This is a genomic window from Bifidobacterium sp. W8112 (assembly GCF_016101425.1).
Taxonomy (GTDB): Bacteria; Actinomycetota; Actinomycetes; order Actinomycetales; family Bifidobacteriaceae; genus Bombiscardovia; species Bombiscardovia apousia.
The window spans coordinates 382321-404928 of record NZ_JACFQN010000002.1 but is presented as its reverse complement, the minus strand read 5'-3'; the positions used below and the strand labels follow the sequence as shown (position 1 = coordinate 404928).

The window sequence follows — 22608 nt, the reverse complement described above, 5'->3', positions numbered from 1 at the left end:
CTCTCTAGTCCATGTTCTTTTCGACGCGTCCCTGAATCAGGGTGAACACGATAGAAAAGACGATAATCACAATGGTCAGGGCTGTGGAGATTGCAGCACCGTAACCCACTTGATGAAGTTGGAAGAACTGATTGTAGGAGTAGTAGGAAGGCACAATGGTGCTTGTGCCGGGTCCGCCCTTGGTCAGCAGGTAGACTGGCCCGAAGGTTTTCAAGGCTCCAATGGTGGCGGTCAGAATGACTACCAGGAGTTCTGGGATAATGGATGGGAGGGTTACTACTCTGAACTTCTGCCACCAGTTGGCCCCATCTAGGCTGGCGGCTTCGTAGAGTTCGGGGTCAACGCGCTGCAGCCCGGACATGAAGATGACAATTGGGTAGCCCAGCTGTATCCAGATCAAGATGAACATGAGTACGGGTAATGCGCTGCCTGGGTCTCCCAGCCAGTTGTGCTGGAGACCGCCAAGTCCTATTTTTTGTAAGAGTGCGTTGAACGCGCCATCCTCCGGCCGGAAGATCCAACCCATAATGATGGAAGCCACGGCCACTGGAAGCAACTGGGGAAGATAGTAAAGCGCCCTGATGAAAGAGGCACTGCCGGAGTTGAACTTTTTCTGAATCACATCTGTCAGGACAGAAGAAATAAGTAGGCCCAAAATAGTGGGAATGACGACTATTGCCACGATGATCCAGAAAGAGTTGATGAACGATTTCCAGAAAGTCGCGTCACCGATCAGCCGTTGCCAGTTGTGCAGGCCCACGAATCGAACGGGGCCGACACCCCGCCAGCGCGTAAAGCTGAGATAGATATTCCAGATGAAGGGAACAATGATGATTACAGCCAAGGACAATATCCCTGGAATCAGATAGGGGATGAACTTGGTCGATTTGTTGCCGGGCAGTCTTGACGCTGTCGACTGTTTACTGCTAGCGCCTTGGGACATGGCAGCCTCCCGATCTCCTTATTTGCTAGTTAATATTGGGAAGGATGGACGGTGCTTTCCGAACATGACAAGCACCGTCCAGCCCAGATAATGATTGGATTGCGTGGAGCCTAATCCTTAACGTCCATGTCTTTGACGCCTGAAGTATAGGCATCCTTGATGGCGTTCAGGGTTTGATCCGGGTTCTTGGTGCCATTGACAAGCTCCTGAAGGGCGGCAGGCATGGCATCTGTCAGATTGGCAGCAGGGTAATCAGGGTAATAGGAGAGTGCGTTCTTCTTGGAGAATTTTGCGTACTCTTCGGCCATGGCCTTGTTCTTGGGGTTGTCGATGCTGTTGTTATCTGCGGCAACAGGGATTCCACCATGCTTGGCGATTCCATTCTGCTCTTTTTTGGACAGGACAATGTCGATCAGCTGAGCGGCCAGTTCCTTATGCTTGCTCTTCTCAGGAATAGTCAGCAGATTGCCGGTGCATCCCTGTGCGAACTTGGAACCAGGCAGAATAGAGGCATCCCAGTCGAAGTTCTTAATCTGCTCCACAAAACGACCTTGGTTCCAAGTGCCGGTCTGGTAAATCGGGTAATCGCCCTTGATGAAGGAAGTTGTGGTGTCCTCAGCCTTGAGACCGGTGGCATTACGGGAGATGTATCCTTTGTTCAACCAATCATTCAAAGTCTCAGTGGCATAGGACAGGGCTGGATCTTTCCAATTTACCGGGTGCTTATACATCTGCCAATCTTGAATCAAGCCCTTATCTGCCTTGGTAGAGACCAGCTGCCACCAGAGCCAGAGCACGCCGAACTCACCGGCATCAGCTGCGATGGGTGTAACGCCTGCATCCTTGAACTTTTGGCAGGCTTCCTCGAACTCGGCTAGAGTAGTCGGTTCCTTGATGTTGTGCTTGGCAAACAGATCCTTGTTGTAATAGACGCGCTGGTACTCGGCATAATTGGGGGCACCGTACCAAGTGTCGCCGTCCATGACACCTTTGTCGTTGTACCTGGCCATGGAGGAATCTGCTTTGGTCACTTTCTTGTCCCATCCATACTTCTTGACATAGGGACCCAAGTCACTGAGGAGTCCCATGGAGGAGAGCATGCCAGCGCTGCCGTTTCCTCTATTGGATTCCATAATGTCTGGAGCTTGGTCAGAATTCAGGAATTGGCTGCTATTCTGTGCGATCTGGGCGAAGGACTTGACTTCGAATTTGACCTTGACCCCTGTCTTCTTTGTAAAATCGGCTGCAGCCTCTTTCCAAGCCATGGTTTGAGCGGAGGTCTCTTTGTCATAGTGCCAGAAGGAAATGCTCTCAGGCTTTTGCTCTTCCGACTGACTTCCACCGCTCCCGCATGCTGCCAAGGTCGCTACCGTCGATGCGGCAACTAATAAAGTGGCTAGCGCTTTCTTCATTCTCATATTCTTCACTTTCCTTTTTGCGTTTGACGAAAACTACTCTGTGATCGAAACGTTTCGATTCAAAAAAATATACCTCCCTATTTGTGATATTTATGGACATAAACTTGTGAATGTCGGTCGGAACTTATAAGACTGAGGAGCTTCATCGCTTTGCCTCGTTGATGCAAGGAGCTGATTGATTATTTCATACTGTACCTCCTTCAGTGATGGACCGAACACTGGCCAAGGAACCACGATCGACCAGTTTTGGTTCAAATAGACGGACAGCCCCCCGTATATCGCGTTTATCCTCGATAGCATTCCGCAAAATGCTGACGGCTCCAGTGCACAGTTTGCCAGGGGTAAATGGGATTTCACTGATGGGCTGATGAACAAGTTCCTTTTCTAAGTAGGTTCCACAAGAGAGAACAGAACAGTCATCTGGTATAGAGATTCCGGCATTCTGCATGGAATCCAAAACGGCATTGAGTATATCCGAGCCGGACTGATTGATAAGGGCTGTGGGATGTTCTGGACCATTGATAATCCTTTGGGTAAATTGATTAGCATCGAAGTTGTGATGATCCACCTTTTCCGATTCGATCAAAGTAATACCTAGAGCTTGTGTCTCCTTGAGAAGTGCTTCGTAGAACAGAATCATGTAACCTGCACCGCGCTGATAGTCCTCTTCCAGACCCCTGAGAAAGGCGATGGTACGGTGTCCAAGGCGGTAGAGGGTTTGCGCGGCCATTTGTCCCATTTTAGTGAAGTCAATGTCAATACAGGCACAGTCCTGATGCTCGACAGGGTAGCCGATGGCCACACATGGTTTGCTATACAGATGAGCTAGCGCAGCCCGTTGATCGTTGTGCATCAAGTCGAGAAGGATTACCCCTTCGACTAGATTGCTGCCCGTCACTCGTTGGATGTCGATCACAGCCTCTTCACTGGTCAATATGAGTACGTCGTACCCAGCGTCCTTAGCCTGTTTGGCAGTTTCCAGAAAATACGCATTGTATTGGGTCTGGTTCATTTCATCGCGGATGGGCTCACTTATAGCAATGATCCGATTATGTCCGCCCCGCAGGCGCTGCGCGCTGGCATTCGGGATGTAGCCTAGCTCTTCTACTGCTTGACGAACTTTTTCAGCGGTTTTTGGAGAAATGGAGCGTTTGCCTGAAAAGACATACGAGACTGTGCTCACGGATACTCCAGCCAGTCGAGCCACATCCTTTATGCCAGGCATCTCCACCTCGTTGTTTATGCTTACGATCATCGTCGAAACGTTTCAACAAGTTACCATAGCATAACTTTCCGTAACAAGTCAATATGCTTAGAATCATGCTTGTGTTGACGTGAAATAGCCAATTTATGGCTGAGGCATAGAAAGATCCCAACATACGTGTCGAGAAGAGCACTGTGGCAAACGAGGTTGGTTCTATGCTCCTCACGGGGCATGTGGCTTTGGATGGATTTAAAGCGTCGATTCATGACGATGCCGAGCAGGTAGCCCTGTTTCTCATGCGCTGATTCCTGCTCGGCATGGTTGGCTAAACTTGTTCTACATGAGCAGTGATTGGCTCGGAGGAGCCTCGGCCCCCTTGTCGGTCCATACGCCTAGCGGCACAAACCGCATAAAAGGAAAGGAACCTATGCCTGGAGCAAATTTGACTCGTGTGGAAGCCGAAGAGCGAGCCGTCGTCGTATCCAATGTCAGCTACAAGGTCAATCTGGACCTGACCAAGGGGCCTGCCACCTTCCCCTCCACGGCCCTGATCGACTTTGATGCCCGGCCGGGGGAGCCCACCTTTGTGGATCTGATCGCCGACCAGGTCAGCCTGATCGAGCTCAACGGCCAGCGCCTGGACCCGGCCCTGGCCTTCCGGGACGACCGGATTGAGCTTAACGACCTGCACGAGCACAACCAGCTGCGGGTGGAGGCCCTCTGCCGTTATTCGCGCACAGGCGAGGGGCTGCATCGCAGCGTGGACCCCTCGGATGGCAACGTCTACCTCTACTCCCAGTTCGAGGTGCCTGACGCCCGCAGGGTCTACGCGGTCTTCGACCAGCCGGACATCAAGGCCGTCTTCGACTTCACCGTGGACGCCCCGGCGTCCTGGACGGTCCTGTCCAACATGCCTCCCGCCTCCCATCAGGACCTGGACAGCCGCACCGCCGAGGGAACCCTGGAGGGCGGCCGCATCGAAGGCGTGACCCGCTGGGTCTTCCAGACCACACCGGTCATGAGCTCCTACCTGACCGCCTTCGCCGCCGGACCCTATGCCCAGTGGACCAGCGAGTATCAGAACGAGGATGGGCGGACCATCCCCATGGGCCTGTACTGCCGCCAGGCGCTGAAGGACTCCCTGGACGGGGACGCCGAATACCTCTTCGATGTGACCAAGAAGGGCTTCGCCTTCTACGCCAAGACCTGGGACTTGCCCTTCCCCTGGGCCAAATATGACCAGATCTTCGTGCCCGAATACAATGCGGGCGCCATGGAGAACATCGGCCTGGTCACCTTCCGCGACTCCTACGTCTTCGAGTCCAAGGCCACCGGTGCCCAGATCAACCGCCGCGTGGAGACTGTCCTGCACGAGCTGGCCCACATGTGGTTCGGCGACCTGGTGACCATGAAGTGGTGGAACGACCTGTGGCTGAACGAGTCCTTCGCCGAGTTCATGTCGACCCTGGCCACTGCCGAGGCCACTGAGTGGACCGACGACTGGGCCACCTTCTGCTCCGGCGAGAAGAGCTGGGCCCTGACCGAGGATCAGCTGCCCACCACCCATCCTGTTGTCGCCCCCATCCGCGACCTGCACGACACCGAGGTCAACTTCGACGGCATCACCTACGCCAAGGGCGGTTCCGTCTTGAAGCAGCTGGTCGCCTACGTGGGCCGTGAGCGCTTCTTCCAGGGCATCCACAACTATCTGACGGCTCATGCCCATGGCAATGCCACCTTGAAGGATCTGCTGACCGAGCTGGAGAAGACCAGCGGCCGCGATCTGGGCAACTGGTCCCGGCTCTGGCTTGAGGAGGCCGGCATCACCACGCTGACCAGCCGGGTGCAGACCGACGAGCAGGGGATCATCACCGCCATGCGGATCGACCAGACCGCCCCCGAGGAGCATCCGGTCCTGCGCCCGCACCGTCTGGCTGTGGGCTTCTACGACGAGGCTCAGTCCGGCAAGGTGGTGCGTACAGACCGGTTCGAGCTGGATCTGGAGGGCCAGGGAGCCGAAGTGCCCCAGGCTGTTGGCAGGAAGCGTCCGGCCCTGATCCTGATCAACGACGATGACCTGACCTATGCCAAGCTGCGCCTAGACCGGGACTCTCTGGAGTATGCCACGCAGAACCTGTACCGGATCGAGGATCGCCTGGCCCGGGCCGTGGTCTGGCTCAGCCTGTGGGACATGACCCGGGATGCGCAGTTCCCTGCTGAGCGCTTCATCAGCCTGAGCCTGAAGGCCCTGGCCACCGAGCACCAGTCCACCACCTTCCGCTACGCCCTGTCGCAGATCTCCACGGCCGCCCACCACTTCACCGCCTCCCGTCGCCGCCAGCCCATGCTGCAGCTGGTGGCCAGCACGCTCTGGGATCTGGCCATGAAGGCCCAGCCGGGTTCTGACGAGCAGTTCCAGCTGGTCCGCGCCTACCTGGGCTATGGGGACGATGCCGACTTCGAGGATCACGCCCGTGGCCTGCTGAGCGGCGACCTGAAGCTGGAGGGGCTGACCATCGACAACAACACCCGCTGGCTGATCATTCACGCCTTGTCCGCCCACGACCTGCTGGCTGACGGCGAGATCGACCGGGAGCTGGCCGCTCGAGACACCACCGAGAACCGCGAGTTCGCCATGGGCGCCCGGGCCGCCCGCCCGACGGCTGAGGCCAAGGCCTGGGCCTGGGATCAGGCCCTGCACAACGAGGATCTGACCAACTCGCAGATCGAAGCTGTGGCCGACGGCTTCTCCGGCTCGGGGGACCAGGAGCTCTTCACACCCTACGTGGACCGCTTCTTCACAGCCGTGGACGAGGTATGGGCCCAGAAGACCTTCCACATCGCGGAGACCCTGCTCAACCCCCTGTCTGCAGGCGGACTCTACCCGTCCAAGGCCGATCCGGCCGCCCTGGTCAAGGCGGGCGATGCCTGGCTGGCCGACCACGCCGAGGCTCCCAAGGCCCTGCGCGGGATGATCATCCAGAACACGGAGTCCTCCAGGCGCATTCTCAAGGTCCGCGAATACAACGAGCGTCTGCGCTGAACACCCTGCCTGCCCCGATCCGAGTGGCGACGGGTCAGGGGCGGGGCCATAATGAATCTGTCGCCTGTATGCAGAATGGTAGGTTCGGAGGAGAGCAATGCCCAGATTATTCGGTACCGATGGTGTACGCGGTTTAGCCAATAGAGACCTGACTGCACAGCTGGCCCTGGATCTGGGCGATGCAGCGGTCCGTGTCCTAGGTCGTGGCGCGGATCGGTCCGCTGGTCGCCGACGGGCCCTGATCGGCCGCGACACCCGGGTCTCCGGGGACTTTCTGGCATCAGCCTTGGCTGCCGGTATGTCATCAGGCGGCTTCGACGTGATCGATGTGGGCATCATCCCCACTCCGGGCATCGCCTACCTGACCAGCGTGCTGAACGTGGAGATGGGTGCGGTCATCTCCGCCTCCCACAACCCCATGCCCGACAACGGCATCAAGTTCTTCGCCCGGGGCGGCTTCAAGCTCCAGGATTCCAAGGAGGACGACATCGAAGCGGTCCTGGGCCAGGATTGGGAGCGTCCGGTAGGCGAGGGCGTGGGCCGCGTCTCCCATGACACCGTGACCGCCACCAACATGTACATCGACCACCTTGTTGAAGCAGTTGCCCCTGTCGCCCCCGACAAGACCCAGACCAAGCCCTTGGATGGTCTGCGGATCGTGGCCGACTGCGCCAACGGAGCCACCTCGGTGGTAGCCCCCGAGGCCCTGCGCCGGGCCGGGGCGGACGTGGTGGTCATCAACGCCTCGCCTGACGGCTACAACATCAACAAGCACGCCGGATCCACCCATCCCGAGCAGTTGCAGGCCATGGTCCGGGCCTCGGATGCGGTCATGGGCGTGGCCTTCGATGGGGATGCCGACCGCTGTCTGGCGGTGGACGAAGAGGGTCACATGGTCAACGGCGATCAGATCATGGGCATCCTGGCTCGTGCTAAGCAGCGCGAGGGGAAGCTGGCCAACGACACCCTGGTGGTCACTGTCATGAGCAACCTGGGACTCAAGCTGGCCCTGAAGCAGATGGGCATCGTCACCGTCCAGACGGCTGTGGGCGACCGCTACGTCCTGGAGGAGATGCTGCGCGGAGGCTATACCTTGGGCGGCGAGCAGTCCGGGCACGTCATCAACCGGGAGTTCGCCACCACCGGCGACGGGACCCTGACGGCCCTGACCCTGGCCAAGGAGGTTGTGCGCTCGGGCAAGAGCCTCAAGGAACTGGCCGCCGACTTCCCCCAGCTGCCCCAGCAGCTGATCAACGTGCCCGGGGTGGACAAAAACGCGGCACGCACCAACGCCAAGGTTCAGGATGCGGTCGAGGCGGAGGAGCGGATGCTGGGCAGCACCGGCCGGGTTCTGCTGCGGCCATCGGGCACCGAACCCCTGGTCAGGGTCATGGTCGAGGCGGCCACCCAGGAGCAGGCCGACCAGGTCTGCCAGCGGCTGGCGTCGGTCGTGGCTGACGAGCTGGCCATCTAAAGCGACGAACCAGAAAGGCGGAATCATCCATGTTCGGCAGAAAGGCGGCCTTCGACGCCGACCTCAACCACCGGGTGGAGTCCATGCTGGCCGAGGCCGGCAAAGAAGAGCTCCTGCCCATCGTGCAGATGGGCGAGCCCGTCCTGCGCCAGCAGACTCAGCCCTACCAGGGTCAGCTGGCAGCCAAGACGCTGAACAGGCTGCTCAAGGCCATGCGCACCACCATGCTTGAGGCCCCGGGCGTGGGACTGGCAGCGCCCCAGGTGGGCCTGGGGCTGGCCATCGCCGTCATCGAGGACCATGTCCGCGACGACGAGGATGATCCGCGCCAGATCGACGAGTTGCCCTTCAGGGTCATCATCAACCCCTCCTATGAACCTATCGGGCAGGAGACCGCGGCCTTCTATGAGGGATGTCTGTCCCTGGAAGGATTCCAGGCGGTCCGGCGGCGTTGGCTGGACATCACTGCCAGCTGGGAGGATCGTTCCGGGCGCAAGCACCGCCAGCACATGCACGGCTGGCCGGCCCGCATCTTCCAGCATGAGACCGACCATCTGTCGGGCGAGGTCTACATCGACAAGGCCGAGATTCGCAGCTTGTCCTCCGACGACAACCTGAGCGAGTACTGGGCCTACGACCCGGTCCCCACCGAGGCGGCGCGGGAGCTGGGATTCACCATCTGAATCCTACAAACCTTCTAAATTTTCTTCACCCTCTGATCCAGAGCTATATCCTCAGTCAGTTCCGGTCCGTCACCCTTCAGGGGTGCCACCGGGTGCATGGTCAGTGTCTCGGAGGCATGGCGGCCAGGCTCCACGGCTTTGGGCAGGATCTCCTGGCCTCCTATGCTCGGATCCAGCCAGGAATCCAGATTCTCACCAGTGATCAGCAGGGGCATCCGATCGTGTACCCGGGCGGCATCTGGCGTGGCTTGTGTCGTCAGGATGGTGGCCGTCAGCAGCCAGGGCTGGCCAGGTCTGGCGCGCCACCAGGAGTAGAGGCCGGCGATGCTCAGGGTGTGGCCGTCGGGAGCCTGGAAGTAGTAGGGCTGATGGTCTGGTGTCCACTCGTAGTAACCGCTGGCCGGAATGATGGCCCGCTGATTTCTGGCTGAATCCGCATAGGTCCGCTTGGTCAGAGCGCTCTCGACTCGGGCGTTGTGGGTGGGATAAGACATCTGATCGGTGTCCGACCAGGAGGGGACGAGGTTCCAGCGGGCCGTATGCAGGTGTCGCTGCCCATGTCGGTCCTGGGCCACCAGGGCGATGACCGACCCGGGGCTGATGTTCCAGGAGGGCTTGGGCAGTCCCGGAGCCTGCCGGGCACCGTAGTCTTGGGCCAGACTGGAGTAGTCCAGGTCAGCCGCGAATCGTCCACACATGAAGCCCATTCTATGGATGCTTGGAGCCCCCGTCGAGGAAACGCCGGAGGCCTCTTCCAGGGAAAGTTTGCATGGTAGTTCAGGCCTTTCCCTGCTACCATAGAAAGTGGTCTGCAACAATGGTGTCTGCATTGAAGACCGCTGTGGCTGCAGTACAGTATTCAACGATATATATATTTGTCCTGCCGGATGGAACCGGCGGGAACATGGTTATTAGGAGATGGCTTATGCCTCAGAAGATCAAGGCGTCGATTGCTTACGGTATCGGCAAGGGATTCGCCCAGCCCGAGGAGGTCATCATTGACGACCCCATCGGCGCGGAGGTTCTGGTGGACGTGCAGGCCTCGGGTCTGTGCCATTCGGATCTGCATCTGGTCGAGGATGACGACAAGTTCTTCCCATTCCCGGCTGTGATCGGCCATGAGATCTCGGGCATTGTCGAGGCTGTGGGCCCCGAGGTGTCCGGCATCAAGGTCGGCGACCACGTGGTGGCCTCCCTGGAGCAGGTCTGCGGACACTGCGCCAACTGCCTCAAGGGCCAGCCTCAGTCCTGCACCCAGCAGCAGGAGTGCGTGCGTGGCGCGGATGAAAAGCCTCGTCTGTCCTTCCCCGACGGCCGGCCCATCACCCAGGCTTTCGGCGTCGGCGGCTTCGCCGAGAAGGCACTGGTCCACGAGAACCAGCTGGCCGTGGTCAACAACCAGGTCAAGTGGGATGAGGCAGCCTGCATCGGCTGCGCCACCATCACCGGAGCAGGAGCAGCCATCAACACCGCCCATGTGCGCCCCGGCGATACCGTGGCCGTGATCGGTACCGGCGGCATCGGTCTGAACATCATCTCGGGAGCCCGGATTTGCGGCGCCAAGCGGATCATCGCCATCGACCTGCTGGACAACAAGCTGGAGTTTGCCCGTAAGTTTGGTGCTACCGACGTCATCAACTCTAAGAACGAGGATCCGGTGGCCAAGGTGCGCGAGCTGACCAACGGCGGCGTGGACAAGGCCTTCGAGGCCATCGGTCTGCCCGTCACCATGAAGCAGGCCTGGGACATACTGGGTGTGGGCGGCACTGCCTACCCGATCGGCTTGGCCAAGCCGGATGCCACGATCTCTCTGGAGATCAACCCGGCCGACCTGCTGGTCCATCAGCGTGGCTTCAAGGGCGTGTGGATGGGCTCCACCAACATCAAGCACGACATTCCTATGTATGCCGACTTCGCTGTGGATGGACGGCTGAACATGCATGACATTGTCAGCCAGCACATCAAGCTGAGCCAGATCGACGAAGCCTACAAGCAGCTGGTCAACGGCGAGGTCATTCGTTCGGTCATCACCGAATTCGACTGATCCCTTCCAACTTAACGGCATGACTGCTGAAGGTTATGCCGAACAGATTACAGGGGCTCCGGGTGCGCAAGGCATCCGGAGCCCCTTTGTTGTTCTGCTGATCCGAGAGCCGGATCAGGCCAGGAGCCTGCCGATGTTCTCGGCCACTGCGGCGAGATTGTCGGCGGCCTTGGCCATGGCCTCCTCAAGGCTGACGGCTCCGGGGCTGATGCTGAAGATGGCGTCGATGCCCAGCTTGTAGAGCTCTTCGGTTCCTGCGCCCACGCTGCCCGCCAGGGCGATGACCTTGCAGCCGGGGGAGGACTCCTTGACGGCCTGGGCTGTGCCCAAGGGGGTCTTGCCGAAACCAGTCTGGAAGTCGATGCCGCCCTCGCCGGTGAAGCAGAGGTCGGCGCCGCGGGCCAGCTCCTTAAGACGGGTGGTCTCCACGACAATATTGACGCCTGAGGCCATGACGGCCGGAGTGAAGGCCAGGAATCCTGCGCCCAGGCCACCGGCGGCCCCCGCGCCCGGCTTGGTTTCCACCTCCCGGTGCAGGTCCTTGCGAATGACGGCTGCATAGTGAGCCAGGGCCGCATCCAGGGTGGCCACCATGGACGGGTCTGCTCCCTTTTGCGGGCCGAAGACGGCCGAGGCTCCTTCGGGGCCGGTCAGGGGGTTGGTCACGTCCGAGGCCAGACGAATGCGGGTGCGGGCCAGACGGGGATCCAGCCCGGAGATATCAATCCGGTCCAGCCGGGCCAATGCCGCTCCTCCCTGGGTCAGCTCATGTCCGTCAGCGTCCAGGAGCCGGGCTCCCAGGGCCTGTGCCATACCGGCGCCGCCGTCGTTGGTGGCCGAGCCTCCAAGGCCGACGATGATCTCTTGTGCGCCTTGGTCCAAGGCCTTGACGATCAGCTCGCCCGTGCCGTAGGTGGTGGTGATCAGAGGGTCGCGAGTCTGTTCGTTGACGAACTGGATCCCGCTGGCTGCAGCCATCTCGATGGCGGCGGTCCGTCCGTCGCCCAGGATGCCGTAGCTGGCCATGACGCTCTGCCCTAGAGGTCCAGTGACCTGGGCCTGGATCATATGGCCTCCGGTGGCATCGACCAGGGACTGGACCGTGCCCTCGCCGCCGTCGGCCATGGGTACCAGGACCGTTTCGGCCTTGAGGGGGCTGCGTCGCAATCCGCGTTCGATGGCCTCTGCAGCCTCCTTGGCGGTCAGGCTGCCTTTGAAAGAGTCGGGTGCAATGATGATTTTCATGGTTGTGACCTTTCCTGACCCGTCGTTTCAGAAGACCAGATAGACCAGCATGGCCACCAGAGTCATAGTAAGGCCTACCCGCAATTCAAAGGGGGCCGCCCTCACCGTGCTCGCCCAGGTCATGTTCAAGGACTTGGTGAGGGAGCTGCTGCCCAGGATGACGCTTGTGGAAGTGGCGGCGACCATGAGGATGCCGGCGATGGGTGACAGCATGGGTTCGGGCACGACCATGGAGCAGATGAGGTTTACGATCCGCTTGGGCAGGTATGGACTAGGTCAGACTAGGCCTGGCTCGGCCCTGCAGCTTTCGCTGCCTGGTTATCGGCGGAAAGCTGTTTCAGCTCGGCGCGGACCTTTTGGAGCTTGGCAAAGGCTGTGTTGCGGTCCTGGGTGGTTTTGGCCCGGCCATGGTCTCCGGTCAGCTTGACCTCCTGGGCCTTGAGCAGCTCGATGCGCTCGCGGACGGCGAGGCGGCTGTCCAGATCCGTACCGTCGGTCTGGTCCAGGGTCACCTGGGCGCACAGGCTGTCCCAGAGCTGGTCCATATTCTTGCCGACCAAGGTCAGACTGGTCTGATCAGCAGGGCGGGGCCTGCCCAGGTGGAGCGTATGCCTGGTTTCGTGACCGGCCTTGGTGGGCAGGGCCCGGCGGATGGCCGGCGTGCAGACGAGTCCCTCTTCACCCTGGTGAATGGTGATGAACACCATGCCTGATGAGCGCATGGCAGCGATGTGTTCCAGCACGTCCTCCGGCACATCGGGGGTCTTCAACCCGATGGCCATGACCAGCACCTCATGGCAGTGTGCGCCATCCGCTGCAGGGATGGTTCCGGGCCGCAGCAGGGCCAGCATGACAATCTTGTCGACGCTGGTGGAGAAGTGCTGACGCAGCCGTGAGGAGACGGGCGGCCGCGTGGTGAAAGCGCGTATAGGCAGTTCGCCCCTGGCTGCCGGAATGGCGGTGGTGGGCGGCAGGCCCAGGGAGCGCGCGGATACGCCTTCGTAGCTTGCGATTGTCATCCTTGGCCTTTCTGTCGCTGTTGCCGTTATTCTACCGGCAGGAGTGCGACCAGGGGCAAGAGTGTCCGTCTGCCGGCAATGTATATTGGCTGTAAACCCGCAGGACCGGATGCGAGGAGCTGTGCGGGTTGGAGTGATGAGGGCTGAATGATGAGCAACGATGCAGAGATGACGGTAACCGACGAGGAACGTGAACTCCTGGAGGGCTGGACCGAGGTCGACGGGGACCTGGAGGGCTGCAGTCCGGATATGGTTCGGGCCGTTCTGGGGTCCCGGCTGACCTTCGGGCGCATGGATGCTCCCCGCTCCCGTCACTGGCAGGTGCCCGAGGGAGTGGACTGCTTCAACGACATCGCCTATGTGGACGATGGTTTGCGCGCCCACAAGCTGGATCTGTACCTGCCTCATGATGCCCTGCTGCGCAACGGCAGGGTGACCCCGGTTTACATCGATATCCACGGCGGCGGGTTCATGTACGGCTACAAGGAGCTCAACCGGAACTTCTGCACCCACCTGGCCAAGCGTGGCTTCGCGGTCTTCTCGGTCAACTACCGGCTGATCCCCAGCACGGACTTCATGGGCCAGCTGTCTGACGTGCTGATCGCTCTGACCTGGATAAAGAACCACCTGGACGAGTATCCGGTCTCGCCCGACCGGATCTTTCTGACGGGAGACTCGGCCGGAGGCACCCTGGCACTCTATACGCTGGCCGTCGAGTCCGATGATCAATTTGCGCAAAGGCTGGGTCTGAAGCCTGCCGGTCTGCGGCCTCGGGGGGCTGCTTTCGTCTCAGGCCTGCTTGATCTGACTCCTTACTTATCGGTGGATTTGGAAGACTTCCATCCAACCGGTTCGCCCACCGATGACCTGACAAGGGTCGCACCATCTTTCTTCAGGAGCTTCGTGCAGGCTGGGGGCGATCAGGTGGCCGACCTGAGGACTATGGTCGACATGGTCCACCTGCCGCCGGTATTCCTGAACACCAGCGCCGACGACTTCCTGCAGGGTGATGCGCTTAAGATGGCCGAGATTCTGTGCAGGAAGGGCCGCGACTTCGAGCTGCACGACCTGAGGCCCAACCGTTTGCAGACCCTGGGACACGTCTATCCGGTGGCCATGACCTGGCTGGAGGAGAGCCGGCAGGCCCTGGACCAGATCCACGATTTCTCCTACGACCTGATTTGAGCCTCTGTGCGCGCCCGGTTCATCCGGTTGCTGGCTATGATGGGAGGAGAAAGGTGGGCATCGATGGCGCAAGGCCCCCGGTGTCTGCACCGCCGCTTACAGAGGAGTGATTCATGGACGAGAAGACCTTGGTAGAGAAGCTAGGCAACCTGGAGACCATCGACCAGCTGGTTGATCTGTCCAAGGAGATCGGCCAGCCGCTGTCGTACAACGACGCGGACCAGCTCTTCGGCAGGATCAACCAGTGCAAGAATGATGTCGCACAGCTGGGCGGCGACACCATCGCCAAGCTGGCCAAGAAGGCCTTCAACATCTGAGGCATCAGAATCTGAAGTATCAGATTCCATAAGGGCGGGCTGGTGTTCGGTTCCGCCCTCTTTTTATGCCCGATTTCATGCCCGGGCCCGGGCCTCCTGCTCGATCTGGGCCAGGCTCTTGCCTCGGGTCTCGGGCACCATGATCCAGGCGAACACCAGGGCGCACACATTGATCAGGGCGAAGAGCAGGTAGGTGCCGGTGCCGCCCAGACGGGCCAGCAGGGTGGGGAAGACCAGGGAGAGCCCGAAGTTGGTCAGGTTCATGGCCACGTTGGCGTAGCCCATGCCGCGGCTCTTGATCTGCTGGGGGAAGATCTCGGACAGGAGCAGCCAGGTGACCGGGGCCACCAGCCCCTGGACGAAGACCACATAGATCATCATCATGCCGATCATGATCCAGGCGGCCGTCCGTGACCCGGAGCCCGGGGTGCCGACGAACCGGTAGCAGACCCCGATAGCGGCCAGGAAGACGATGGTGCCTGCAAGTCCTACAGCCAGAATGGCGCGACGGTCGAAACGGTCGATCAGTCCCAGCCCTCCGATGGTGGCCGCTACGGCGGAGACCAGGATGACGGGCACGGTGGCGATCATTGATAGTGAGGGGTCGAAGCCCAGGGTGTCAGTGAAGATGGTCGGCGCGTAGTAGTTGACGATGTTCAGTCCGGTCAGCTGGTTGATCATGGCCACGCCGATGCCCACGATCAGCACCCGCCGCAGCCAGGGGGTCTTGAAGCTGGGGGTTTTCGCGCTCGCCGGCTGCGACAGCTCCTGCATGGTCACCCGGGCCTCTGCCTGGTCGCGGGTGGACTGAAGGAAGGCTGCTGCCTGGTCCGGCTCGCCTCGGCGGATCAGGTGGGCCGGGCTGTCATGCAGGAAGCAGGCCAGCAGGGCCAGCAGGATGGCGGGCGGCACTAGGGCCCAGAGCATGGTCCGCCAGTCGGCACCCATCCGGTCCAGGATGGCGTTGACGCTGACCGCCAGCAGCTGCCAGACCACGATCATGACCGAGTTGACCGAAACCACCCGTCCGCGTTCCGCCGTGCCGACCATGTCGGCCAGGTAGATGGGCACGATGGTGGAGGTCATGCCGATGCCGGCTCCGATGATCAGTCTTCCCAGTCCCAGCAGGGCCAGGCTGGGGGCCAGGGCGCTCAGCAGGGCTCCGGGGATAGCCAGCAGGGCCCCGGCCAGGATGATGTGCTTGGGGCCGAAGCGGTCGTTGAACTTGCCTGCCAGGTAGGATCCCAGCGCGGCGCCTATCAGCAGGGCCGAGGTGACCATGCCCTGTTCGCCGGCTGTCAGGTGTCCGCCCGAGCCGGAGCCCAGGTTCATGCCGATCAGCGCTCCGGAGATGACGGTCAATGTATAGCCGTAGAGGCCGCCTGCCAGTACGCCCAGGGCGGTCATCAGTTGCAGATTGCGCCGCCGTCCTTGGATTGCAGCCATGGGCTCCCCTTTCGCCGGATCATCCGGGCATAATTAAAGCAATCATAGGCACCTGGGGGACCGGTCCGTCGATCCGGCTCGCCATTGTGGACAGGGCAATCGGCCGGAAAACCAGCTGTTGGATTCGCTATCTGGATTCGTCATCCGGGCCCTGGTCGCCGGCTGCATGAACATTTGAGGATATTGTCCACGACTTGCGCATGTCATGGGCAGCGAAACTGCTCAATTTCGCATATGATAAACAAGCATTCACCACAAGGACATCGTGGATGCATACGGCCATGGTTCCATACAGCCATGGCAATGAAAGGAAACATTGTATGCGCAAGCTGATTCTGGATCTGGACACTGGTGTCGACGACACTCTGGCTATCTCCTATGCCTTGGGCAGCCCCGAAGTTGAGCTGATCGGCATAACCGGAACCTATGGCAACGTGCTGCTGGAGCAGGGCATCCGCAACGATCTTGCCATCACCGACCTGCTGGGTCACCCCGAGGTCAAGGTCTACCCGGGCCTGTCCCACGCCTCCAAGGCGGACTCTTTCCAGGTGCTGCCCGTCTCCGCCTTCATCCACGGACAGAACGGCATCGGCGACGTGGCCATCCCCGACTCGGGCCGCAAGGCGGAGACGGAGTCGGCCGTGGACTTCATCATCGATGCGGTCAACACTTACGGCAAGGATCTGGTCTACGTGCCCACCGGCCCCATGACCAATATCGCCGCCGCCCTGGCCAAGGAGCCTGACATTGCCCAGCGCATCGGCTCCATCGTGCTCATGGGCGGGGCCCTGACCGTGCCGGGCAATGTGGACGCCTGGCAGGAGGCCAACATCTCCCAGGATCCGGATGCGGCCGACGTGCTCTTCCGCTCCGGCGCGCCCGTGACCATGGTCGGCCTGGACGTGACCCTGCAGACCCTGCTGACCTACAAGGAGACCGCCCGCTGGCGGCAGCTGGGCACCGCGGCAGGCAACTTCCTGGCGGACATGACCGACTTCTACATCAAGGCCTACGAGACCACCTCGCCCCACCTGGGTGGCTGCGGCCTGCACGATCCGCTGGCCGTGGGCGTGGCCGTGGATCCGACCCTGGTCACCACCCTGCCCATGAACATGAAGGTGGAGACCGAAGGCGCCACTCGCGGGCGCACCATCGGAGACGAGCAGCGGCTCAACGACCCGAACAAGACCATGCGCGTGGCCGTCGGCGTGGACGTGCCCCGCTTCCTGGACGAGTTCATGACCCGCATCACCCGGCTGGCCTCCCAGGCTGACTGAGGTCCGTCATCCCCGGCAAGTTCACGCAAGAGAAAGAGAATTGAAGACATCATGTCCGAAAAGCAATCCACCGAGGATTCGACAGCGGTACGATCGCTGATCCTGCTGCTGATCACCTTCGTCCTGGGCACCCTGTGCCTGCAGGGCTTCAACCTGGTCTTCCAACAGGTCGGCAAGGACGCCGGCGCCCCCGACCAGGCCTCGCTGATCACGGCTCTGCCCAGCATCGTCCTGGGCATCGTCTGCTTCATTTACGGGTCCCTGGGCGACTTCGTATCCCTGCGCAAGCTGGTCACCTTCGGCCTGTGCATACTGTTCATCGGGTCCGTCTACGGATACGTGGCCAACACGATCATGGCCCCCAACATCTGGAATGTGATCGCGGCCCGGCTGCTGCAGACCGCCGGCGAGCAGGTGGCTGGCTCGGCCTACCTGGTCGTGGCCACCAAGTACCTCAAGCCCTCCCTGAAGGTGATCTTCTTCGGCATCTTCACGGCCGGCTACCAGGTGTCTGCAGCCATCGGCATCTTCGCCGCCGGCCTGCTCAGCTCCATAGCCTGGCAGTACCTCTTCCTGATTCCCGCGGTCACCATCGTCTTCCTGCCCATCCTGCTCAAGAGCCTGCCCACTGGCGGCGGCAACGGCGAGAAGGTGGACTGGCTGGGCTTCGTCATCTTCGGACTGGCCACGGCCCTGCTGACCCTCTTCTTCTCTTACACGGCCTGGTGGCTGCTGGCGGCCTCCGCTGTCTGCTACCTGATCTTCGCCGTGTACATCAGTCGGGCCAAGAGCCCCTTCATCACCCCGGACTTCTTCCGCAACAAGCGCTGGCTGATGGGCATCGGGCTGATCCTGATCTTCTACTTCATGAACTACTGCATGTCGCCCATCTTCAACGCCATCGGGCGTGACGTCTACAAGGTGTCGACTACCACGGTCTCCCTGCATGTGGTCTGGGCCTTCCTGGTGGCCGCTGTGCTGGGCACCACCTCGGGCGCCATCGTGGACAGGATCGGCCGCAAGCCTGCCATCATCATCGCCGCCTGCCTGATGATTCTGGGCTTCGCAGGGACGGCTCTGGTGGTCAACTCCGGCCTGCTGGCCCTGACGCTGACCGCCTGCGTCTACTATGCCGGGGTGGGACTGATGTATTCGCCCATCGTCTCCACCGTGCTTGACACCCTGCCCCAGGACCAGTCGGGCCGCGGCGTGGGCATGAACGACCTGGTCATGAACGTGACCGGCTCCATCGGCATCGCCATCATCGGCGGTCTGATGGGCAAGCCCAGTCTGGAGGGCTTCAGCATCATGGGCGCCACCGGCCCGGCTGCCAACTACAGCAACCTGCTGCTGATCGGAGCTGCCGTGTCCCTGCTGGGCCTGGTCGTGTATTTGGCCTGCAAGAAGACCATCTACGCCACGACTGCCGACCAGCAGTAGAACAGTTGCAGTCGACCGTCCGGGCGCGGCAAGAGGAGCTGCTTCCTCTGTTGCGTTCGGACGGTCGATTGATATGTGTGGTGGGGGCGCGGGAGGGAAGTGTCGGCTCTCTTGGGGTTTGAGCCTTGACTGGCACGTTTCCTCCCTGCTCCCCCTATGTAGGGCCGGGGGCGGGGGGATTGATACGCCGCCCGGCCGCTCTTACTCGTGCGAAGTGCGCAATGGCTTGTGCTGTTCTCTCTTGTGGCGGCGGGATGCGAGGACCCCGCCCATGCCGGTCATGCCGGTGGCCAGGGCCAGCAGGATGCCTTCCCCGCCGGCCTTGGGGAGCACGCCTGCTGGCAGGTACGTGTACCTGAGGGAGGTGTCCGGCGTTTGGGCTGCGCCGCCCAGCGTGTAGTCCACGCTGACCGTGACCATGCCCGGCTGGTGTGCGGGCGTGAGCACGGTGACGCTATTGCTATCGCCGCGTGTCAGGTCTGGTACGGGGGTCTGGTCGAATCTGACGCCGGTGATCACCGGCTGCAGGTTGAACACCACCGGCACAGGAACAGTCGATGGGCTGGTGTTGCCGTTGCCGAGCTGGCCGTAGTAGTTGTATCCCCAGGCGTAGGCGTTTCCGTCGCTGCCCACGGCAAGCGAATGAAAGTATCCGCTGCTGACCTGTGCGGCTTTGAGTCCTTTGCTTGTGTCGGTGGGGTTGGCGGGGTCGCGCACGTGTACAGGAACCAATGAATTGCTATTGGTGTTGTTGCCGAGCTTGCCATAGTCGTTGGTTCCCCAGGCGTAGGCGTATCCGTCGCTGCCCACGGCCAGCGAATACCCGCCTCCGCCGCTGATCTGTGTGGCTTGCAGGCCTTTGCTCTTGTCCTTGGGGCTGGCGGGGTCGCGCACGCGTACAGGAACCAATGAATTGCTGGCGGTGTTGTTGCCGAGCTGGCCATGCTCGTTGTTTCCCCAGGCGTAGACGTATCCGTCGCTGCCCACAGCCAGCGAATACATCCATCCGGCGCTGATCTGTGTGGCTTGCAGTCCTTTGCTTGTGTCGGTGGGGTTGGCGGGGTCGCGCACGCGCACAGGAACATGCGAATCCGTTCTTGATGTGTTGTTGCCGAGTTGGCCATAGTAGCTGTATCCCCAGGCGTAGGCGTATCCGTCGCTGCCCACGGCCAGCGAATGACCCCATCCCCGTCCGGCGCTGACCTGTGTGGCTTTCAGTCCTTTGCTTGTGTCGGTGGGGTTGGCGGGGTCGCGCACGCGTACAGGAACCAATGAATTGCTGGTGGTGTTGTTGCCGAGCTTGCCATGCTCGTTGTTTCCCCAGGCGTAGGCGTATCCGTCGCTGCCCACGGCCAGCGAAAACCGGCCTCCGGCGCTGATCTGTGCGGCTTGCAGTCCTTTGCTTGTGTCGGTGGGTTTGGCGGGGTCGCGCACGCGTACAGGAACCAATGAATTGCTGGTGGTGTTGTTGCCGAGCTCGCCATTGCTGTTGCTTCCCCAGGCGTATACGTATCCGTCGCTGCCTAGTGCCAGCGAATGATCGTCTCCGGCGCTGACCTGCACGTAGGTGAAATCCTCTGGCAGGTCCGGATACGTTTTGCGATCAGGCGTCCTTACCATGACCGGCGTATTCCGGCTGGTTCTCGTTTCGTCGCCGAGTTGGCCATAGCCGTTGTACCCCCAGGCGTAGGCGTTTCCGTCGCTGCCCACAGCCAAGGAAAAACCATAACCGTTGGAGTTTCTTCCTCCGCTGACCTGGTTGAACTTGATGCCGCTGGTTGCTGCTGGCGGGGTGATGGTGGTGGTTTCGTTGCCGAGTTGGCTACCCTTGTTGGGGTTGATTCTCCATGTGTTGTTGGGGTTTTTGAAGGTCCAGTGGGCGGTGAGGGTGAGGTCTGTGGTGACGGGTTTGCTGAAGTCGTAGGCGATGCTGCCGGTGAACCATCCGTCGAACTGGTAGCCGTCGCGTGTTGGGTCGGGGGAGGGCCGTTGGACCCGGCCGTATGGGTAGGAGACCTGCTGGTCTGCTGGTGTGGGGGTTCCGCTGTCTGTGTTGAAGGTGACCGTGTGGGTGGTGTTTGGTTCCGTGTCTCTGGCCAGCTGTTGGTCGACCGTGTAGTTGAGGCTTCTGGTGAAGGGCTGGCCGTCTTGCCTGCCGGTGATGAGGATGGCGGCTGGCCCGGGCTTGCGTGCGGGGATCGGCGTCTGCCACGAGTTATTGTTCTTGCTGAGTTTGAGCGGCTGGCTGTCCAGGCTGGCTGATTCCAGGTTGGGCGCAGTGTTGGTGTTGAGTCTTGCTGGCTTGCCGGGTTTGCCTTGAGCGTCCAGGCTCCACGCGACTATGCTGCCCTGCCTGTCGATGGCGGTGATCCTGCTGTCGACGCTGACGGCTTGTATGTACTGTTTGTTCCCGTTGTCTGCGCGTACGGGCGTATTGCCGGGTTTCCACGTCCAAACGCGTCCTTCTGTGTCCGTGATCAACGCTTGGTCATTGTTGGCGATGGCTCGGCTGGTTTTCGCGCCGTCCGGCAGGCTGAGAGCCGTAGGGCTGGTGGTGCTGTCGGTCAGGTACCAGGCTTGCCCGTTCGCGTCCAGCAGGAGGAACCCTTGGTTGAGGGCTTGGGCTTGGACGATGCGGACTCCTGGGTTCTGTCTGACGCGTACGAGTTTGGCTTTTCCGGTGTTGTTCGCGTCCCAGGTCCAGGCTTGTCCGTCCGCGTCCACGATGAGGATCCGGCTGCCGAAGGCGAGGGCGGTGATGGCCTGTGCCTGTCCGGGCAGGCCTGCTGCCGTTTGCTCTCCGGGCTTTGCAGTCGGATCCTGGGTGCCGGGCTGGCTGGCTTGGAAGGTGTGGATCTGTCCTTGCTGGTCCACGGCTAGCAGTCGGTCATCGTTCAGGCTGATGCTGGTGAACCTGGTGTTCCGGCTGGTGTCGAGGATGGTGGGCGTGGCCTGTTGGCTGGTCCAAGTGTAGATGTGCTGGTCGGATCCTAATGCGGCCTGCGATTGGCTGCTGGTTGCGACTTGCAGGTAGTGGAACCCGTCGGCAGCCTGGGTGGGGAAGGGGACCTGTTTTGGTGCACTGTCTTGCGCCCAGGTGTAGATGCGACCGTCGCCGGTCAGGCCTACGGTTTGGTCTCCTGCGGTGTGGATGCTGGTGTAGTAGGGCTCTTGCTTGTCTGGCGGGTTGATGGTCAGTCGGGCGCCGGTGGCGGGCCCATGGTTCGGGCTTAGGGTCCAGTCCGTGGTTTTGGCCCATTTTGCAGTCAGGGTTAGGTCTTGCAGGATGGGCGTCTGGAAGTCATAGGGCTGGCCGTCAAGCGTCCATCCTTCGAACTGGAAGCTTTCACGTACAGGGTTGTGTTCTGGAGGGATGACGAGAGTGCCGGTTTTCACGGTTGACTGTGTTGGCTTGTTTCCGTTATTCGGGTCGAAGCGCACCGTGTGCGTGGCTTGATCATCCGGCTTGCCGGATGGCTTGGTTGAAGCGGAATTCGTACTGCTGGTAGTAGCCGTCGGCGATGACGGAGCAGACGGACCTGTTGTTTCGGGATTTAATAATGATGTGGTTGTCAGTGGTGATGGGGTCGGAAGTGGAGTGTGTGTTGCGTTGCTGGGGAGAGTGCCGGAGGTTCCGTCAGCTACGCGAGGGGTCTGACGACCCCCCCCCCCTGGTGAGTACAGGAGCGTCCGCCGCGTTTGCGGACGCGACGCCCAAGCCTACCAGCAGGTTCAGCAGGACGATCATCATCGCCAACGCGCGACGCAGAGGAGAAACCACATGCATGAAACCAAAACCCCTTACCAACACCAAACGAATCCAAATGCCGCTTGCTTGTTTAAAGTTCTGTCCGTCGGAAAGCCCTTCTG

17 protein-coding genes are annotated in these 22608 nt (G+C 60.8%); 8 read left to right on the top strand and 9 right to left on the bottom strand.

Features of this window, described 5'->3' with window-relative positions:
- Positions 1-4 precede the first annotated feature (4 nt).
- From H3T92_RS05920 to H3T92_RS05910, 3 genes are all read right to left on the bottom strand, one after another.
- Positions 5-943: a carbohydrate ABC transporter permease gene (locus H3T92_RS05920; RefSeq protein WP_144085402.1), complete on the bottom strand. Its 939-nt coding sequence runs from the start codon at positions 941-943 to the stop codon at positions 5-7.
- A 110-nt stretch (positions 944-1053) separates the two neighbouring features.
- Positions 1054-2208, bottom strand: coding sequence for an ABC transporter substrate-binding protein (locus H3T92_RS05915; protein WP_232341925.1), 1155 nt, complete (start codon positions 2206-2208; stop codon positions 1054-1056).
- Positions 2209-2545: 337 nt separating this feature from the next.
- The gene (locus H3T92_RS05910; protein WP_198189686.1) at positions 2546-3586 is read right to left on the bottom strand and encodes a LacI family DNA-binding transcriptional regulator; all 1041 of its coding nucleotides are present in this window, start codon (positions 3584-3586) and stop codon (positions 2546-2548) included.
- 406 nt (positions 3587-3992) lie between these two features.
- Here H3T92_RS05910 and pepN point away from each other — a divergent pair, with 406 nt between their 5' ends.
- From pepN to H3T92_RS05895, 3 genes are all read left to right on the top strand, one after another.
- Complete coding sequence (gene pepN, locus H3T92_RS05905) at positions 3993-6608, top strand: aminopeptidase N (RefSeq protein ID WP_144085404.1); 2616 nt, start codon at positions 3993-3995, stop codon at positions 6606-6608.
- A gap of 97 nt (positions 6609-6705) precedes the next feature.
- Complete coding sequence (glmM, locus tag H3T92_RS05900) at positions 6706-8082, top strand: phosphoglucosamine mutase (protein ID WP_144085405.1); 1377 nt, start codon at positions 6706-6708, stop codon at positions 8080-8082.
- Positions 8083-8111: 29 nt separating this feature from the next.
- Complete coding sequence (locus tag H3T92_RS05895; protein WP_144085406.1) at positions 8112-8765, top strand: peptide deformylase; 654 nt, start codon at positions 8112-8114, stop codon at positions 8763-8765.
- A 14-nt stretch (positions 8766-8779) separates the two neighbouring features.
- On the opposite strand, the gene H3T92_RS05890 is transcribed toward H3T92_RS05895, so the two are convergent.
- Positions 8780-9472: an SOS response-associated peptidase gene (locus H3T92_RS05890; RefSeq protein ID WP_232345822.1), complete on the bottom strand. Its 693-nt coding sequence runs from the start codon at positions 9470-9472 to the stop codon at positions 8780-8782.
- Positions 9473-9690: 218 nt separating this feature from the next.
- Between H3T92_RS05890 and H3T92_RS05885 the strand changes: the two genes are divergently transcribed.
- Positions 9691-10809 carry a zinc-binding dehydrogenase gene (locus H3T92_RS05885; protein ID WP_144085408.1) on the top strand — a complete coding sequence of 373 codons (1119 nt, stop codon included), beginning with the start codon at positions 9691-9693 and terminating at the stop codon, positions 10807-10809.
- Between the two features lie 114 nt (positions 10810-10923).
- Here H3T92_RS05885 and H3T92_RS05880 read toward each other — a convergent pair whose 3' ends face one another.
- The 3 genes from H3T92_RS05880 to H3T92_RS05870 all read right to left on the bottom strand — a co-directional run bounded on the left by H3T92_RS05880 (position 10924) and on the right by H3T92_RS05870 (position 13073).
- The gene (locus tag H3T92_RS05880) at positions 10924-12054 is read right to left on the bottom strand and encodes a glycerate kinase (protein ID WP_144085409.1); all 1131 of its coding nucleotides are present in this window, start codon (positions 12052-12054) and stop codon (positions 10924-10926) included.
- Positions 12055-12081: 27 nt separating this feature from the next.
- Positions 12082-12267, bottom strand: coding sequence for a hypothetical protein (locus H3T92_RS05875; protein ID WP_186279367.1), 186 nt, complete (start codon positions 12265-12267; stop codon positions 12082-12084).
- 68 nt (positions 12268-12335) lie between these two features.
- The gene (locus tag H3T92_RS05870; protein WP_144085411.1) at positions 12336-13073 is read right to left on the bottom strand and encodes a DUF4391 domain-containing protein; all 738 of its coding nucleotides are present in this window, start codon (positions 13071-13073) and stop codon (positions 12336-12338) included.
- Positions 13074-13223: 150 nt separating this feature from the next.
- On the opposite strand from H3T92_RS05870, the gene H3T92_RS05865 reads away from it, so the two are divergent.
- Together H3T92_RS05865 and H3T92_RS05860 are read left to right on the top strand one after the other, a co-directional pair.
- Positions 13224-14258: an alpha/beta hydrolase gene (locus tag H3T92_RS05865; protein ID WP_232341927.1), complete on the top strand. Its 1035-nt coding sequence runs from the start codon at positions 13224-13226 to the stop codon at positions 14256-14258.
- A 113-nt stretch (positions 14259-14371) separates the two neighbouring features.
- A complete protein-coding gene (locus H3T92_RS05860; RefSeq protein ID WP_024627492.1) occupies positions 14372-14575 on the top strand; it encodes a hypothetical protein in 204 nt (67 codons plus the stop codon).
- A 75-nt stretch (positions 14576-14650) separates the two neighbouring features.
- On the opposite strand, the gene H3T92_RS05855 is transcribed toward H3T92_RS05860, so the two are convergent.
- Complete coding sequence (locus H3T92_RS05855) at positions 14651-16021, bottom strand: sugar porter family MFS transporter (protein ID WP_198189589.1); 1371 nt, start codon at positions 16019-16021, stop codon at positions 14651-14653.
- 320 nt (positions 16022-16341) lie between these two features.
- On the opposite strand from H3T92_RS05855, the gene H3T92_RS05850 reads away from it, so the two are divergent.
- Complete coding sequence (locus H3T92_RS05850; RefSeq protein ID WP_198189588.1) at positions 16342-17298, top strand: nucleoside hydrolase; 957 nt, start codon at positions 16342-16344, stop codon at positions 17296-17298.
- A 51-nt stretch (positions 17299-17349) separates the two neighbouring features.
- The gene (locus H3T92_RS05845; protein WP_198189587.1) at positions 17350-18738 is read left to right on the top strand and encodes an MFS transporter; all 1389 of its coding nucleotides are present in this window, start codon (positions 17350-17352) and stop codon (positions 18736-18738) included.
- Between the two features lie 201 nt (positions 18739-18939).
- Here H3T92_RS05845 and H3T92_RS05840 read toward each other — a convergent pair whose 3' ends face one another.
- Positions 18940-22134, bottom strand: a complete 3195-nt coding sequence (locus tag H3T92_RS05840) for an RCC1 domain-containing protein (RefSeq protein ID WP_332460627.1) — start codon at positions 22132-22134, stop codon at positions 18940-18942.
- Positions 22135-22608 lie beyond the last annotated feature (474 nt).